Source organism: Solidesulfovibrio carbinolicus (assembly GCF_004135975.1).
Taxonomy (GTDB): Bacteria; Desulfobacterota; Desulfovibrionia; order Desulfovibrionales; family Desulfovibrionaceae; genus Solidesulfovibrio; species Solidesulfovibrio carbinolicus.
Genome location: NZ_CP026538.1, coordinates 2,909,064 through 2,924,069, shown reverse-complemented (window position 1 = coordinate 2,924,069; position 15,006 = coordinate 2,909,064). Strand labels below are relative to the sequence as shown.

The 15,006-nt window shown below is 65.3% G+C and carries 12 protein-coding genes; 8 read left to right on the top strand and 4 right to left on the bottom strand.

Translation table 11 applies throughout. The annotated features are described in order from the left end of the window. Nucleotides 1–61: 61 nt before the first annotated feature. From C3Y92_RS13095 to C3Y92_RS13085, 3 genes are all read left to right on the top strand, one after another. A complete protein-coding gene (locus tag C3Y92_RS13095) occupies nt 62–1,270 on the top strand; it encodes an efflux RND transporter periplasmic adaptor subunit (protein WP_129353212.1) in 1,209 nt (402 codons plus the stop codon). Between the two features lie 11 nt (nt 1,271–1,281). After that, nucleotides 1,282–4,356 (top strand): efflux RND transporter permease subunit, encoded by a 3,075-nt coding sequence (locus C3Y92_RS13090; RefSeq protein WP_129353210.1) that lies wholly within the window; start codon nt 1,282–1,284, stop codon nt 4,354–4,356. Nucleotides 4,357–4,714: 358 nt separating this feature from the next. Then, a complete protein-coding gene (locus tag C3Y92_RS13085; protein WP_129353208.1) occupies nt 4,715–5,632 on the top strand; it encodes a delta(1)-pyrroline-2-carboxylate reductase family protein in 918 nt (305 codons plus the stop codon). Between the two features lie 77 nt (nt 5,633–5,709). Here C3Y92_RS13085 and C3Y92_RS13080 read toward each other — a convergent pair whose 3' ends face one another. Beyond that, the gene (locus C3Y92_RS13080) at nt 5,710–7,677 is read right to left on the bottom strand and encodes a cation:proton antiporter domain-containing protein (protein ID WP_129353206.1); all 1,968 of its coding nucleotides are present in this window, start codon (nt 7,675–7,677) and stop codon (nt 5,710–5,712) included. A gap of 90 nt (nt 7,678–7,767) precedes the next feature. After that, the gene (locus C3Y92_RS13075) at nt 7,768–8,250 is read right to left on the bottom strand and encodes a MarR family winged helix-turn-helix transcriptional regulator (protein ID WP_129353204.1); all 483 of its coding nucleotides are present in this window, start codon (nt 8,248–8,250) and stop codon (nt 7,768–7,770) included. A gap of 147 nt (nt 8,251–8,397) precedes the next feature. Between C3Y92_RS13075 and C3Y92_RS13070 the strand changes: the two genes are divergently transcribed. Continuing rightward, nucleotides 8,398–8,595 carry a double zinc ribbon domain-containing protein gene (locus C3Y92_RS13070; protein ID WP_129353202.1) on the top strand — a complete coding sequence of 66 codons (198 nt, stop codon included), beginning with the start codon at nt 8,398–8,400 and terminating at the stop codon, nt 8,593–8,595. Nucleotides 8,596–8,706: 111 nt separating this feature from the next. Then, nucleotides 8,707–10,437 (top strand): cation:proton antiporter, encoded by a 1,731-nt coding sequence (locus C3Y92_RS13065; RefSeq protein ID WP_129353200.1) that lies wholly within the window; start codon nt 8,707–8,709, stop codon nt 10,435–10,437. A gap of 67 nt (nt 10,438–10,504) precedes the next feature. On the opposite strand, the gene C3Y92_RS13060 is transcribed toward C3Y92_RS13065, so the two are convergent. After that, nucleotides 10,505–11,485, bottom strand: a complete 981-nt coding sequence (locus C3Y92_RS13060; protein ID WP_129353198.1) for a chemotaxis protein — start codon at nt 11,483–11,485, stop codon at nt 10,505–10,507. A gap of 245 nt (nt 11,486–11,730) precedes the next feature. Between C3Y92_RS13060 and C3Y92_RS13055 the strand changes: the two genes are divergently transcribed. Then, nucleotides 11,731–12,480 (top strand): substrate-binding periplasmic protein, encoded by a 750-nt coding sequence (locus C3Y92_RS13055; protein ID WP_235669484.1) that lies wholly within the window; start codon nt 11,731–11,733, stop codon nt 12,478–12,480. A gap of 226 nt (nt 12,481–12,706) precedes the next feature. On the opposite strand, the gene C3Y92_RS13050 is transcribed toward C3Y92_RS13055, so the two are convergent. Next, the gene (locus C3Y92_RS13050; protein ID WP_015861453.1) at nt 12,707–13,156 is read right to left on the bottom strand and encodes a metal-dependent hydrolase; all 450 of its coding nucleotides are present in this window, start codon (nt 13,154–13,156) and stop codon (nt 12,707–12,709) included. Nucleotides 13,157–13,279: 123 nt separating this feature from the next. On the opposite strand from C3Y92_RS13050, the gene C3Y92_RS13045 reads away from it, so the two are divergent. Further along, the gene (locus tag C3Y92_RS13045; RefSeq protein WP_129353194.1) at nt 13,280–13,657 is read left to right on the top strand and encodes a glutaredoxin family protein; all 378 of its coding nucleotides are present in this window, start codon (nt 13,280–13,282) and stop codon (nt 13,655–13,657) included. 164 nt (nt 13,658–13,821) lie between these two features. Continuing rightward, a complete protein-coding gene (locus C3Y92_RS13040; RefSeq protein WP_129353192.1) occupies nt 13,822–14,991 on the top strand; it encodes a pyridoxal phosphate-dependent aminotransferase in 1,170 nt (389 codons plus the stop codon). Nucleotides 14,992–15,006: the final 15 nt, after the last annotated feature.

The window sequence follows — 15,006 nt, the reverse complement described above, 5'->3', positions numbered from 1 at the left end:
AGCATCCGCCCCTTGGGCCTGGTGCGTCGCGCCGCGACGCCAACGAGAGGAGACCGCATCCATGCCTGTCACGATTTCCCGCTCGGCCGCCCGGTCCAGCGCCTGTGCCGCCGTTTTGCTGGCGTTTGTCCTCTCGGCGCTGCTGGCCGGATGCGAAAAGAAAAAGCCCCAGGCCGAAAAACCGACCCCGGTCGAGGTCACGGTCATGGAGGCCAAGGCCACCACCGCCCCCCTGGCCGTGGACGGCATCGGCCATGTCTATGCCGTGCGCACGGTGAGCGTGCGCTCCCAAGTCACGGGCGTGCTGCAAAAGACCCTTTTTGCCGAAGGCGACGTGGTCAAGGAAGGCCAGTTGCTGCTCGTCATCGATCCCGACTCCTACAAGGCCAAACTTGACGAGGCCAAGAGCACCCTGGCCCGGGACCGGGCCACGGCGCTGCAGGCCAAACGCGACTGGCTGCGTTTCCGCGACCTGGTGGCCCAGGCCGTGGTCAGCCAGGAAGACTACGAGCAAAAGCGCACCGCCTGGCAACAGGCCGACGAACAGGTCAAGGTGGACGAGGCGTCCGTGGTCAACGCCAAGGTCAATCTCGATTACTGCTACATCCACGCGCCCTGCACCGGCGTGGTCGGCCTGCAGCAGTACAAGACCGGCAACCTCATCGAGGCCAACAAGGACGTCATCATCACCCTCAACCAGATCGAACCCATCAACGTCCAGTTCGCCGTGGCCGAAAAATATCTGCCCGACATCCGCGCCTACGCCGCCAAGGGGCAGCTCACCGTGGACGTCCGTTATCCCGGCCGCCAGGAAGTGGCCGCCAAGGGCGTGCTCAACGTCATCAACAACACCGTGGACACTTCCACCGGCACCATCACCCTGCAGGGCGTGTTCCCCAACACCGACCGCGCCCTGTGGCCCGGCCAGTTCGTGGACGCCTCGGTGGTCCTGGCCCAGACCGCCGACACGCTGCTCGTGCCGTCCAGCGCCGTGGTCGCCACCCAATCCGGGGCCTCGCTTTTTATTGCCAAACCCGACAACACCGTGGAAATCCGCCCGGTGACGGCCGGTCGCAAGATCGTGGACCAGACCGTCATCGAAAAGGGGCTGGCCATCGGAGAAAAGGTCATCACCTCGGGCCAGATCAAGCTGTTCCCGGGCGTGCCCATCAAGATCGTGGATGGGACGACCTACAAGGAAGGGCCGGTTTCCCCCCAGGCAGTGGCGGACAAGGTCAAGAAGTCTGATGCCGCTGCCGGGGCCGAGTAGGGGAACCAGTCATGACCGATCTTTTCATCAAGCGGCCGGTGGCGACAACGCTGCTGATGGCCGCGCTGGTCTTCTTCGGCATTGTCTCGTATTTCTCGCTGCCCATCAGCGAAATGCCGAGCATCGACTTCCCCACCATCCAGGTGACGGCCTCGCTGCCCGGCGCCGACCCCGAAACCATGGCCTCGGCCGTGGCCACGCCGCTGGAGCGCCAGTTCACCTCGATCTCGGGCCTGCAGTCCATGAGCTCGGCCAACTCGCTGGGCACCACCACCATCACGCTGCAGTTCGACCTGTCGCGCAACATCGACGGCGCGGGCACCGACGTGCTCACCTACATCAACGCCGCCCAGGGCAGCCTGCCCACCAACATGCCGAGCCCGCCGACCTTCCAGAAGGTCAACCCGGCCGACATGCCCATCATCTATATCCGCGTCTCCAGCGACACCATGCCGCTGTTCCGCGTCACCAACTACGCCAAGGTCTACATCGCCCAGCGCATCTCCATGATCAACGGCGTGGCCCAGGTGGCCGTTTACGGCGACCAGACCTATTCGCCACGGGTCCAGGTCAACCCCGACAAGCTGGCCGCCCTGTCGATTGGCATCGACGAAGTGGCCAACGCGTTTAATAACGAGACCGTGCTGCAGCCCACCGGCTCCCTCTACGGCATTGATCGCCTGTTCACCATCAAGGCCCAGGGCCAGTTGACCAGCGCCACAGCCTACAACCGCCAGATCATCGCCTACCGAAACGGCAGCCCGGTGCGGCTGCAGGACGTGGGCCAGACCATCGATTCCACGATAAACGACAAAAACGCCGCCTTTTTCGACCAGCAGCAAGGCATCGTCATCGCCGTCAAACGCGCCGCCGGCACCAACACCATCCAGCTGGTGGACGCCATCCGGGCCATGATCCCGAGCATCGAGGCAACGCTGCCGCCCTCGGTCAAGCTCGAATTCCTCTACGACCGCTCCAAGTCCATCAAGGAAGCCATCGACGACGTCCAGTTCACCCTGCTTTTGTCCATCTCCCTGGTCGTCATCGTGGTCTACCTGTTCCTCAACAACCTGCCGGCCACCATCATCGCCAGCCTGGCCCTGCCCACGGCCCTTATCGGCACGCTCTCGCTCATGGTCTTTTTCGGGTTTTCCATCGACAACCTCTCGGCCATGGCCATCATCCTGGCCGTCGGGTTCGTCGTGGACGACGCCATCGTCATGATCGAAAACATCGTGCGCCACACCGAGATGGGCAAAAAGATCATGCAGGCCTCCCTGGACGGGGCGCGCCAGATCGGCTTCACCATCATCTCCATGACCCTGTCCCTGGCCGTGGTCTTTATTCCCATCATGTTCATGGCCGGCATCCTCGGGCGCGTGCTCAACGAAATGGCCATCACCATCACGCTGTGCATCCTCGTGTCGGGCTTTGTCACGTTGTCGCTCACGCCCATGATGTGCAGCCGGTTCCTGTCGGGTAAGATCTCCGAGTCCGGCAAGATCTTTAAATGGATCGAGCACGGTTACGAGAAGTCGCTGCATCTGGCCCTGCGGTTCCGCTTTTTCGTCATGATCCTGTCCATGGCCATCCTGGGGCTGACCTTCTGGCTGTTCACCGTGGTGCCCACGGGCTTTATTCCGGCCACGGACTCCGGCATCTTCTACGCCTTCGGCATGGCCGAGCAGTCGGCTTCCTTCGAGACCATGAAGGACCGGGTGCTCAAGGTCGGGCGCGTGTTCATGGCCGACCCTGACGTGTTCAAGTTCATCGGCGTCGTGGGCGTGGGCGGTCCCAACACCTCCATGAACAACGCCGCCATGTTCCCGCTTTTGGCCCCCATGGAGCATCGCAAGCGCAGCGCCCAGCAGATCATCGACGACCTGCGCCCAAAGATGGCCGAGGTGCCCGATCTCTTCGTCTTCATGTACAATCCGCCCTCCATCCAGATCGGCGGCAAGCAGACCAAGGCGCTCTACCAGTACACGTTGCTCTCGCCCGATCCCGGCGAGCTCTATCCCGTGGCCCGCAAGATGGCCATGTCCATGCGCAAGCTCAAAGAGATCACCGACGTCAACACCGACATGCAGATCGACGGTCCCCAGGTGCGCATCGACATCGACCGCGACAAGGCGCAAGCCCTTGGGGTCACGGCTTCGTCCATCGAAACGGCGCTCATGACCGCCTACGCCGCGCGTCAGCTCACCAACCTCTACGGCTCCACCGACACCTACAAGGTCATCGTGGAAGTGCAGCCCGAGTACCAGCGCCGGCCGGACCTTTTGAACAAGCTCTACGTGCGCACCAACCAGACCAATTCCGACGGCACGCCGGTGCTGGTGCCCTTAAACGGCCTGGTGAAGATGACCGAAGACACCGGGCCGCTGGTCGTCAACCATACCGGCCAGCTCACTTCCGTCACCATCTCCTTTAACACCGCCGGCAACTATTCCATCGGCGAGGCCGTCACGGCCATCGAAGCCCTGTCCAAGCAGGAGCTGCCGACCAACATCAGCTACATCTTCGAAGGCCAGGCCACGGCTTTCAAGGAATCCCTGGCCAGCGTGCCGTTTCTGCTGTTCTTGGCCATCATGATCATCTACCTCATTCTCGGCATCCTCTATGAGAGTTTCATCCACCCCATCACCATTCTGTCCGGCCTGCCCTCGGCGGCCCTTGGCGGCTTGCTCACGCTGTTGGTCTTTGGCCGACAACTCGACCTCTACGGCTTCATCGGCATCATCATGCTCATCGGCATCGTCAAAAAGAACTCGATCATGGTCATCGACTTCGCCATTGAGGCCGAGAAAGAGGGTAAGTCGCCCTTTGACGCCGTGTTCGAGGGTTGCGTCGTCCGCTTTCGTCCCATCATGATGACGACGGTGGCGGCCATCGCCGGCATCTTCCCCATCGCTCTGGGCATGGGGGCTGGCGGCGACGCCCGCCAGCCGCTTGGCCTCGTGGTCGCCGGCGGCCTGGTCATCTCCCAGATGGTGACGCTGTATCTCACGCCGTGTTTCTACACCTACATGGACGAGCTGCAGACCTGGCTGGTGGGACACAGGGCCGAGAAGGACGAGGCCTAGGCGGCGAGCCTGAGTTTTCTCGGGGAATCTGGCCGGCTTGATGCCGGCTGGCGGCGCGGACGACAACGCGCGGCAAATGGGATTGGCTTATGCAAGGCCGGGGCGTCGATGGCGCTCCGGCCTTTTTGTTGAATGCGGCGCTTTGACAGGCGGTTTGCCATCCGTTTCAAGCGTCGGTAGGGTGACAAAGCGTGGACCCCTTGGCCGCCGGAAATTGGCGAATGCCGATTCCGTCGCCGGCAAGTCAAAGCGCTTGCGCCGACCATAAATGCTACCGCGCGTGGCTGGCCCCCTTAAACCCTTTCCCCGTTGCAGGGGTCCGGGGGGATCATCCCCCCGGCCGCCGGAGGCTTCCCCCATGTCCACCGCCGCAACCACCGTCACACCCCCTGTCGCCAGCCTGTTCGATTATCTTGCCCTCTCGGACGCCGTGGCCGACGTGTTGCGGGCCAGGAAGGCCGGCGAGGCCTTCGCGCCTGAGCGTCTGGCCGTGCCTGTGCCTGGCGGGGTGCTTTTGTGCATGCCGGCGGCGGACGGGGCCATGGCCGTGGTCAAGACCATCACCGTGCATCCCGGCAACCGGGAGCGGCCGGTGATCCAGGGCGAGGTGACGGTGCTGGACGCGGCCACGGGCGAGCGGTTGGGAAGCCTGGACGGCCCCACGGTCACGGCCCGGCGCACGGCGGCGGTGACGCTGCTTGCCGCGCGGCGGCTGGCCAAGGAACCGGCCGGGCCGCTGGTCGTCGTCGGCAGCGGGGTGCAGGCGCGGGGCCATGCGGCGGCTTTCTGGCAGGGCCTTGGGGTGCGGGAAATCGTGCTGTGCGGCCGCGACCCGGCCCGGCTTGCGGCGGCGGCCAGTGAGCTGGCGGCCCTGGGTGTGACGGTAGCCGTCACGGCCGACCCGGGCGAGCGCGACCGGCTGACGGCCCGGGCCGGACTCATCGTCACGGCCACGACGAGCGCCGAGCCGGTCCTTGCCGACAACGTCCGGGACGAGGCGTTTGTCGCGGCGGTGGGGTCGTTTACGCCCCAAGCCGCCGAGCTGCCGGCCTCGCTGGTGGAGCGGGCGTCGCTATTTGTCGATGATTTGGCCGCGGCCAAGGCCGAGGCCGGGGATTATCTGCGGGCCGGCGTGGATTGGGGGCGCGTGACGCCCCTGGAAGACGTGCTGGACGGCGCGCCGCCGCGCCCGGCCGGGCCGGTGGTCTTTAAAAGCGTGGGCCACGCGCTGTTCGATCTGGCGGCGGCCCGTCTAGCATTCATCCTACGGAGCTGACCGCCGGCCCCCAGGTGGGGTTTCCAAAGGGGCTCAGCCCCTTTGGCCGCTGGAGGCCTCTTCTTTCTTCTTTCTTCTCAAGCTCCCCGAAAAAGCCCCGCGCCCTTTTTCAACGCCTCGGCCGTGCCCATGACGTAGAGCCGGTCGCCGGCCGACAGCACGAACGGTCCGTCGGGGTTGGGCACGAATTCGTCGCCGCGCCTTGCGGCGGCCACGGTCAGGTCGTGTTCGCGGCGCAGGTGCACGTCCATGAGCGACCGGCCGGCCAGGGGCGAGGCCGTATCCACCGTGAACACCGCCACGTGCAGCCCGGCCAGGGACTTGTCCGGCACATGGACGGCCAGTTCGTCAAAGCTGCCCGGCAGCATGGATTTGTAGCCCTCGCGCCGGATGTCGGCCACCATCCTCTCGATGTCGTCATGGGGGATCATGAACTTGTCCATGACCCGGGTGAAGACGCCAAGCGAAGCTTCGAATTCCTCGGCGATGACGTCGTTGGCTCCGAGGTCGAGCAGGGCGGTGATTTCGGTGTTGAACCGCGTGCGGGCCACGATGTAGAGGGCCGGGTTTTCCTGGCGGGCGATTTCCACGGCCCGGCGCGAGGCGGCCGCGTCGGAGATGACCACGGCCAGGGCTTTGGCCTCCTGGACGCAGATGTGGGACAGTACGCCTGGCTTGGAGGCGTCGCCAAAAAGGATGGGTTCGCCCTTTTTCGCTTCGTTTCGCACCGTGTCCGGGTTCATTTCCAGGATGACGTAGGGGATTTCGGCGTTTTTGGCTGCCCGGGCCAGTTGGCGGCCGCCGGCCCCGAAGCCCAGGATGATGAGGTGGTTGCTGTAGTGGGCGGCGGGCAATTCGTCTGGCGCGTCGCACACCCGCAGCCAGCGGCAGACCAGGGCGGCGATGCGCGGGGCGAGCGTGATGCAAAACGGGGCCAACACCATGGTCAGGATGCTGGCGGCCAGGAATTTCTGGTAGAAATGCTCGGAGATGACGTCCTTGTCGAAACCGGTCTTGGCCAGGATGAAGGAGAATTCACCGACCTGGCACAGGGCCATGCCGACCAGCACGGCGGTGCGGGTCGGGTAGCCCAGGATGCGGGCCGCCGTGCCGGCCAGGGCGGCCTTGGTGACCAGCAGCAGGAGAGCCGCCACGATCACTTCGCCGAGATGGGCCGAGGCCGACCCGACGTTGAGCAACATGCCGATGGAAATGAAAAACAGCGACGTGAAGACGTCCTTAAAGGGCAGCACGGCTTCGTGGAGATTTTCGCGGTAGTCCGAGCCGGACAGGAGCAACCCGGCCAGGAAGGCCCCCAGCGACAGGGACAGGCCGATGGAGGCGGTAAGCAGGCTGACGGCCATGCAGATGGCCAGGGCGGTCATGAGGAACAGTTCGCGGCTGCGAGTGCGGACAATGGAAAGGAGCAGCCCGGGCATGATTTTTTTGGCGAAAAAGACCAGCAGCACGAGGATCAGCGCGCCCTTGCCCACGGTGTAGACGATGGAATTGGTAAAGCCAAAGGTGCGCCCGGCCAGCAACGGCACGGCAAGCATCATGGGCACGGCCAGCAAATCCTGGAAGATGAGGATGCCCAGGCTCACCCGGCCGTGGGGAGCCTCCATCTGGGAACACTCTTGCAGGGTTTTGAGCACGATGGCCGTGCTGGACAGGGCGGCCAACATGCCGATGAGCACCGATGAGCCGCCGGAGAAATCCAGCAGATAATAGGGGACGGCGAAAAACACGGCCCAGGTGAGGGCCATCTGGGCCGACCCGCCGATGAAGACCGGGCGTTTGAGGCGCGACAGGTCGGCCAGGGAAAGTTCCAGACCGATGGTGAAAAGCAGCATGATGACGCCGATTTCCGAGAGGATTTCAACGTCGTGGGCCGAGCGGACCAGCCCCAGGCCATGGGGGCCGCAGAGCATTCCGGTCAGCAACATGCCGACGATGGCCGGCACCTTCAGGCGATGGCAGACCAGGATGACCACCACGGCCAAGCCGAAAACGACGGTGACGTCGGGCAGAACGGGAATTTCCATGGGCCGCACTATGAAGCAAAGGGGCAATGCTGTGAAGTGGCTCCCAAGAGCTGGGGCCAATAAAGGGCAAAGAGCAGGGGCGAGCGACGGTTAGCCGGTGATGTCGGCGCGCACGACGTCCATGCAGCGGCGCAGCATGTCCAGGGAGGCGAGCAGGGCTTCGCGCTGGGCCGGGTCCACCTGGCCGAGCATGGCGGCGAACAGGCCGGCCAGGAATTCCCGGACCTCCTCGCGCACGCGCTTGCCGGCCGGGGTGAGGCTTAAAAGCGTCACCCGGGCGTCGGCCGGGTCGGGGCGGCGTTCGATGAGGCCCCGGCGGGTCAGGTCGGCGGTGAGCGCCGTGACGCGGCTTTTGGTGACGCCAAGACGGCGGCCGAGTTCGCCGGGGGCCAGATAGCGGGTTTCGCCCAGGGCAATGAGCGCCCGCATGGCGGCCGGTGGCAGATCGAATCGCTCGCTTTGCAGGGCGATGCGGGTCTGGCAGCAGGCAAAAAGGCTCTCCACCGCCTCTTGCAGGCGCTTGGCCTGGCCGGCGGCGAGTTCAGCCTCGGAAGAGGGCGGCGCGTCGTGCATGGGTTAGGGCCTACCGGAGGCCGGGCTGGGGTGTCAATGCGCCGGTGCGCGGCAAAAATGGCGGCGGCTTGGCTTTTGGCGACAATTTCAGGTAGGGTGGCTCTAACGCGGGGCTTGCAGCGCCGCGCAACACGCAGGAGGCCAGCCATGTCCGACCCACGCACCCCGTGGACCTGCCCCAAGTGTCAGGCCGAAAACGATCCGGATTTCACCCATTGCCGGCTGTGCGGCGAAAAGCATCCCGAAGGCGGGGATGTGGAAGTGGCCTGCGCTTCCTGCGGCACGAAACATCCGGGCGGAACCTGCTGTCCGCTGTGCGGCAGCAAGGAATTTCTGCAACTCTGATCGACAACCGGGCGGGCTGGGCCAGCCCCGGCCCGCCATAAACATGCAGCATGATGCGCGGGATGCCGGCGGAGCCGGTCCCGGAGAGGATTGTTGCGGCAAGGAGGCTTGATGCCGCACGACATTGACCTGATCGTGACCCTGGCCGCCGGTCTGGTGGCCGCCCTGGCCCTGGGGCTTTTGGCCAAGCGCCTGTCGCTGTCGCCCATCGTCGGCTACCTCGTGGCCGGCTATTGCATCGGTCCGTTTTCCCCGGGATTTGTGGCCGACGGCTCCATCGCCAACCAGTTCGCCGAACTCGGCGTCATCCTGCTCATGTTCGGGGTGGGACTGCATTTCCATTTGAAAGACCTCGTGGCCGTGCGCGGCGTGGCCGTGCCCGGGGCCGTGGCCCAGATCGCGGCCTCGGCGGTCCTGGGGACGGTGGTCACCCACGCCCTGGGCTGGTCCTGGACGGCCGGGGCGGTCTTCGGCACGGCCATCTCCGTGGCCAGCACGGTGGTGCTGACCCGCGTCTTGGCCGACAACAAGGCCCTGCACACCCCCACCGGGCACATTGCCGTGGGCTGGCTCATTGTCGAGGATCTGTTCACCATCGTGGTGTTGGTGCTTTTGCCCACGCTTTACGGCCCGGGAGCGGGCGATGCCGGCCTGGGCCGGACCCTGGCCGTGGCCGGCGGCAAGCTTTTCGCCCTGGTCGCCGTGGCGGCCGTGGCCGGCCGCTACCTGCTGCCGCGCTTTTTCGGACACATCGCCCGCACGGGGGCGCGCGAGCTGTTCACCCTGGCTGTCTTGGCCTCGGCCCTGGGACTGGCTGTCGGCGCGGCGGTCTTTTTCGGGGCGTCCATGGCCCTGGGGGCCTTTTTGGCCGGCATGATCGTGGGGCAGTCGGAATTCGGGGCCAGGGCGGCCTCGGACGCCATGCCCATGCGCGACGCCTTTGCGGTGCTCTTTTTCGTGTCCGTGGGCATGTTGCTCGACCCGGCCGCGTTGGTGACCCAGTGGCCACTGGCTTTGGCGACCTTGGGCATCGTGCTTGTGGGCAAGCCGCTAGCCGCCCTCATCGTGGTGCTGGCCTTGGGCCGGCCCCTGGTGGTGGCCTTGTCGGTCTCGGCGGCCCTGGCCCAGATCGGCGAATTTTCGTTTATCCTGGCCACGCTGGCCACCAGCCTGGGCATCCTGCCCAAGGAGGCGGGCACGGCTTTAGTGGCCGCCTCGGTGGTGTCCATCATCCTCAACCCCTGGCTGTATCAGGGCGTAGCCCCCCTGGCCGCGCGCCTGACCCGGGGACGGGGCCGGACAGTACGGCTCACGGCCGAGGACGCGGCCGAGGCGGCCGGCGGCAGTTTGTCCGCCATCGTGGTCGGCTATGGGCCGGTGGGCAGCACGCTGTGCCGCATTCTGGCCGATAACGGCATAGAGCCGGTGGTAGTGGAGATGAACATCGACACCGTGCGCGCCCTGGCCGCGTCCGGCAAGCGGGTGGTGCACGGCGACGCTGCCAGCCGGGAGATATTGCTCCATGCCGGCGTCGAGACGGCGGCCAGCCTTTTCATCACGGCTTCGGACCTGCCGGCGCGGGAGATCGTGGAGGCCGCCCTGGAACTGCGGCCGGAGATACGCATCGTCAGTCGGACCGGCTACCTGCGCGAAGCCCAGGCGCTGCGCCAGGAAGGGGCGAAGGCGGTTTTTTCCGGCGAGGGCGAGGTGGCGCTGGCCATGTCCACGTATCTCCTGCGTGAACTGGGCGCCAGCGCCGAGCAGATCGACCGCGAACGCGACCGGGTGCGGCGGGAATTGTTCGAGCCAGCCGGCCAGACGCCCGAAACAGCCCCGGCCTGACTTCTGCCGCATCCCTTTCGGGGGCCGGGGGCCTAAGGCCCCGGCTCCCGGAGCATCGTGAATTCTGCTATTCGCCGTGGGCCAGGCGTTCCCAGGCCAGGGCGCGGGCTTTTTCGGCGAGCTGGAGCATTTCGGGCTTGGACACCTGATCGTCGGCCCCGACGGCTTCGCCTTTGTGGCGCAGGCTGTCGGTGATGAGCGAGGAAAAAAGGATCACCGGCAGGCGTTTGAGGACAGGGTCCTCCTTGACCTTGCGGGTGAGGCTATGGCCGTCCATGGCCGGCATTTCGATGTCGGACACGAGGATATGGCAAAAATCGGTGATGGGCCGGTCTTCCTTGGCGGCGGCATCCTTCCAGTCAACGAGCTGGTCCCAGGCGATGCGGCCGTTGATGGTGCGGGTGACCTCGAAACCGGCTTTTTCCAGCGACGTGCCGATCATGCGGCGGATGGTGGTGGAATCGTCGGCGATAAGCGCCTTGAAGATCATGTCCTTGTCCGGCAGTTCCTTCTGCCGCTCGACGAAGACGACCTCGTCGAGTTCCTTGAGGGCCAGCTCCGGGTTGAGATCGGCCACGATCTTTTCCATGTCGAGGATGAAAACCACGCGCGTGTCGAGCTGGACCACGCCGGTGACCGAGTTGCCGGAATAGGTCTGCACCTGGATGCTTGGGGGTTCGATCTGTTCCCAGCTGAGGCGATGGATGCGGGTGACGCCGGAGACACGAAAGGCGCTGACCACCCGGTTAAACTCCGTGACCACCACCTTGTCCGAGGCGTTGTGGGAGCGGTCCTTGCCGAGCCACAGGCTGAGGTCCACCAGCGGCACGACCTTGTCGCGCAGATTGAAGGTGCCCAGCACGCAGGGATGGGGCGTTTGCGGCATCTCCGTGACTTTGGGGAGGCGGATGATCTCCAGCACCTTGGCCACGTTGACCCCGTAATAACCGGTGTAGGTCTTGCCGGAAGGGGTGGGTTCCTCCAGATAAAATTCAACGATTTCGAGTTCGTTGGTGCCGGATTCCAGGAGGATGTTGGTATTGCTCATGCTGGCGTCGCTCCCCTAAGCGCGGCGGGCCGTCGTATAGGCGGGATAGTGGCTTGACTGTTTATCTATGCACTAGGTCGGGCAAAATGCAAGCACGTATTGACGGAGAATCGCCCTTTGACATTGGCCGCCTTTTCCGCAAAAAAAGGTATATGGAAACCCTGCCGCCAAAGACTGTAACGCGGTTGTTCCCGAACAAAACCAAGGCGCGAAGTCTGTTACGTGCCGTTTTGGCGGCGCTGGCCATGCTGGCTCCAGCCCTGACGCCAGCGGCGGGACAGGCCCAGAAGCCGTTGTCGCTGCTCGTTTTTGATCGCCCTCCCTATTACCAGCTGCAGCATGGACAGCCTGCGGGCGGGTTCCTGCTCACCACGGCCCTGACCGTCTTTGCCCAGGCCGGCATTCCCGTGTCGGTGCGGGAGATGCCGCCGGGCCGCGTCGTGGCCATGCTGCGGGAAGGCCCAAGCCGGGCCTGCGCCGTGGGTTGGTACAAGACCGCGGAGCGCGAGGCCTTTGCCCGCTTCAGCAAGCCCCTTTACCGCAACCAGCCCACGACCGTGGCCGTGCGCGCCACGTTGCCCGTGCCCGAGACCTGCAGCCCCTTTTTGGCAGATCTGCTCGCCGCGGGCTGGCGCTGGGGCCTGCGAGAAGGCTTTTCCTACGGCGCGGAATACGATCATCTCCTGGCCGCGTATCCGGCGACCAAGCGTTTTGCCGACACGGCCCATATGGTCGAACTGCTGGCCAAGGACCGGCTGGACGCCATGCTGGTCGAACCCGAGGAACTGGCCTGGATATTGGCCGCCAAACCCGCCTTGCGTAAGCATATCCGGATCGTGCGGCTGGCCGATTCACCCCTGGGCGGACGACGCCACATCATGTGCGGCCTGGGTGTTAGCCCCGGGGAAATGGCCCGCCTTGATGCCGCCATTGAAAGTTTTCGCGCCACGCCGCAGTACCAGGGCCTTGTCGATGGCCTGCATCTGACGCCATAGAGGGAGGCGCGGGGCACGGCGCTCGTGCCGCGCCACGATAACGCCTTGGGCGTCTGGTGGACAATAAGCCAACCCCACTGATGTATGTTGAAAATGCAATCGTGCTCGGTGTGGCGCGAAGCTCGTGTCGCGTTCCTTAAAAAATACGATAGTATTTTTTAAGAAAAATAAATGGTTTTAGGTCGTTGACTAAAAAACACCATATGCGCTTTTCGCGGACGCGACACTAGAATTTGCGGTCCAGCAGCAGATGGGAGAAATAGCCCAGCACCGTGGCCGCGTAATACGGCAGGAAGGGCTTCCACGGCAGGCCTAAAAGCAGCATGGGCGCGAGCAAGACCGAACTCGGGATGAGCAGGGCCGCCCACCACGAATGGGTCCAGCCCCGGTGGGAGCCGATGGCCGGCAGCAGGGCGCAAAACCCCAGCACCGCCGCATAGCGGTACTGCTCCCGGAAGATGAGAAAGGCGTCCACCACCAGGGCCGCGCCGTAAAAAATGCGCCGTCCCTTGGAATCGGTGTCCACGTCCGGGAATAGCCCGCCCAGCACGGAAAAAAGTCCCAGGCAGACCATGGTCTCGAACCCCGGCCGATAGACCCCCAGCCACGACGTGGCGGCCAGCGCCCCGCCTGTCACCGCCGCCGCGCCCACGATATGCGTCTTGTATCCCGGCATGGGCGCCTCCCTAGCACCTCCCGCGCCGACCCGGCAACCGCCGCTGCCGCGACGCCCGGCTTGACGCGGCCCGCTCCCCCCGGCTACCACCAGTGATTGCCAACACCCAACCGGAAGCACGCCATGCCCCGCATTGTTTTCCCGGCCCTCGGCCGATTTGCCGCCGCCTGCCTCGTCCTGGCCGTCCTTGTGGCCGCCGTGCCGGCCCGCGCCGCCGGGCCAACCGTTGAACTCTACGTCACGAGCTGGTGCCCCTACTGCACCAAGGCCAAGGCCTATTTCGACGGCAAGGGCATTGCCTACACGGTTTACGACATCGACAAGGACGCCACCGCCAACATGCGCTTCAAGCGGTACGGCGGCCGCGGCGTGCCCCTGGTCATGATCAACGGCCGGGCCGTTTCCGGTTATTCCGTGGCCGAATTCGAAAAGGCCCTGGCCGCGCCGCCCCTGGCTCCGGCCTCGGCTCCGTCCCATCCCAAGATCGCCGTGCCGCAGTAAGGCGGCCCCGGTCGCCCAGCGCGGATTGTTTTTCGCTGCCGGGCGGCCATGCCGGGTTGCCTGTTTTTCTTGGCAACGACAACATCCATCGTTGTCGCCGCCCCGGCCATGCGCCGTTTTTCCCCGGGCCACCGACAGGCCCGGGCTTGTCGTAGGGAGCCGTCGTGACAAGTCTTTCCCACCGTTTCAGCCAGCGCGCCAAGAACATCAAGATTTCCGCCACCAAGCTCATGCCCATGCTGGCCAGTGAAGTCGGCGGCTGCGCCTCCCTGGGCCAGGGCGTGCCGTCGTTCGCCACTCCGCCCCATGTGGCCGAGGCCGTCTGCCGGGCCTTGGCCGACCAGCCCTCGGCCGGCAAGTACTCGCTCCAGCCCGGCATGCCCGAGCTGCGCCGGGCCGTGGCCGATCTGCTGGCCGCCGAAAAACGCCTCATCGCCGACCCGGACCGGGAGATCGCCATCACCGTGGGCGGCATGGAGGCGCTGTTGTGCGCCGTTTTGTGCCTGTGCGAGCGCGGCGACGAAGTCATCGTGCCCGAGCCGTTCTATCCCTCCCACGTGGAACAGGTGCTCCTGGCCGAAGCCCAGCCCGTCCTTGTGCCCCTGCGCCGCCAGGACTGGAGCCTGGACGCCGAGGCCGTGGCCGCCGCCGTCACCGAGCGCACCCGGGCGATTATCATCAATTCGCCCCACAACCCCACGGGCGCGGTTTTTGCCAAAGACGATCTGCTGGCCGTGGCCGAGGTCGCCTTGACCCACGGACTGACCATCATCTGCGATGACACCTACGACGCCCTGGCCTACGACGAGCCGGCCTTTTCCCTGGCCAGCCTGCCGGAGCTGCGCGACAACCTCGTGGCCGTGGGCAGCTTTTCCAAGCGCTTCGCCCTGACCGGCTGGCGCGTGGGCTTTGCCTTTGCCCCGGAACCGATCATGGGGCAGATGCTCAAGGTCCACGACTGCACGGCCATCTGCGCCCCCACCCCTTCCCAGATCGCCGCCCTGGCCTCGCTGACCGGCCCCCAGGCGGTCTACGCCGGCTTCATCGACGCCCTGCGGGAGCGCCGGGCGCGCATCATGGCCCGCCTGGACGCCATGGAAGGCCTTACTTACAACGCGCCGGCCGGAGCCTTTTACATCATGGCCCGCTATCCGGTCCCGGGCGCGCCCATGGACGTGGCCACGCGGCTGATCCGCGAAGCCAGGGTCATCACCATTCCCGGCGACAGCTTCGGCCCGGGCGGCGAGGGGAGCTTGCGCCTGTCCTACGGCGCCGAGCCGGCCGAGATCGACACCGCCTGCGACCGCCTGGCCGAATGGTTCGCCCGGCAATAGCCGAAACAAGGACGG

What these genes read in the sequence shown, in the direction of transcription:
- C3Y92_RS13075 (WP_129353204.1), bottom strand. Translation starts at nt 8,250, where the DNA reads ATGCACGACGCGCCGCCCTCTTCCGAGGCTGAACTCGCCGCCGGCCAG.
- C3Y92_RS13065 (WP_129353200.1), top strand. Translation starts at nt 8,707, where the DNA reads ATGCCGCACGACATTGACCTGATCGTGACCCTGGCCGCCGGTCTGGTG.
- C3Y92_RS13045 (WP_129353194.1), top strand. Translation starts at nt 13,280, where the DNA reads ATGCCCCGCATTGTTTTCCCGGCCCTCGGCCGATTTGCCGCCGCCTGC.
- C3Y92_RS13085 (WP_129353208.1), top strand. Translation starts at nt 4,715, where the DNA reads ATGTCCACCGCCGCAACCACCGTCACACCCCCTGTCGCCAGCCTGTTC.
- C3Y92_RS13090 (WP_129353210.1), top strand. Translation starts at nt 1,282, where the DNA reads ATGACCGATCTTTTCATCAAGCGGCCGGTGGCGACAACGCTGCTGATG.
- C3Y92_RS13060 (WP_129353198.1), bottom strand. Translation starts at nt 11,485, where the DNA reads ATGAGCAATACCAACATCCTCCTGGAATCCGGCACCAACGAACTCGAA.
- C3Y92_RS13080 (WP_129353206.1), bottom strand. Translation starts at nt 7,677, where the DNA reads ATGGAAATTCCCGTTCTGCCCGACGTCACCGTCGTTTTCGGCTTGGCC.
- C3Y92_RS13055 (WP_235669484.1), top strand. Translation starts at nt 11,731, where the DNA reads ATGCTGGCTCCAGCCCTGACGCCAGCGGCGGGACAGGCCCAGAAGCCG.
- C3Y92_RS13050 (WP_015861453.1), bottom strand. Translation starts at nt 13,156, where the DNA reads ATGCCGGGATACAAGACGCATATCGTGGGCGCGGCGGCGGTGACAGGC.
- C3Y92_RS13070 (WP_129353202.1), top strand. Translation starts at nt 8,398, where the DNA reads ATGTCCGACCCACGCACCCCGTGGACCTGCCCCAAGTGTCAGGCCGAA.
- C3Y92_RS13095 (WP_129353212.1), top strand. Translation starts at nt 62, where the DNA reads ATGCCTGTCACGATTTCCCGCTCGGCCGCCCGGTCCAGCGCCTGTGCC.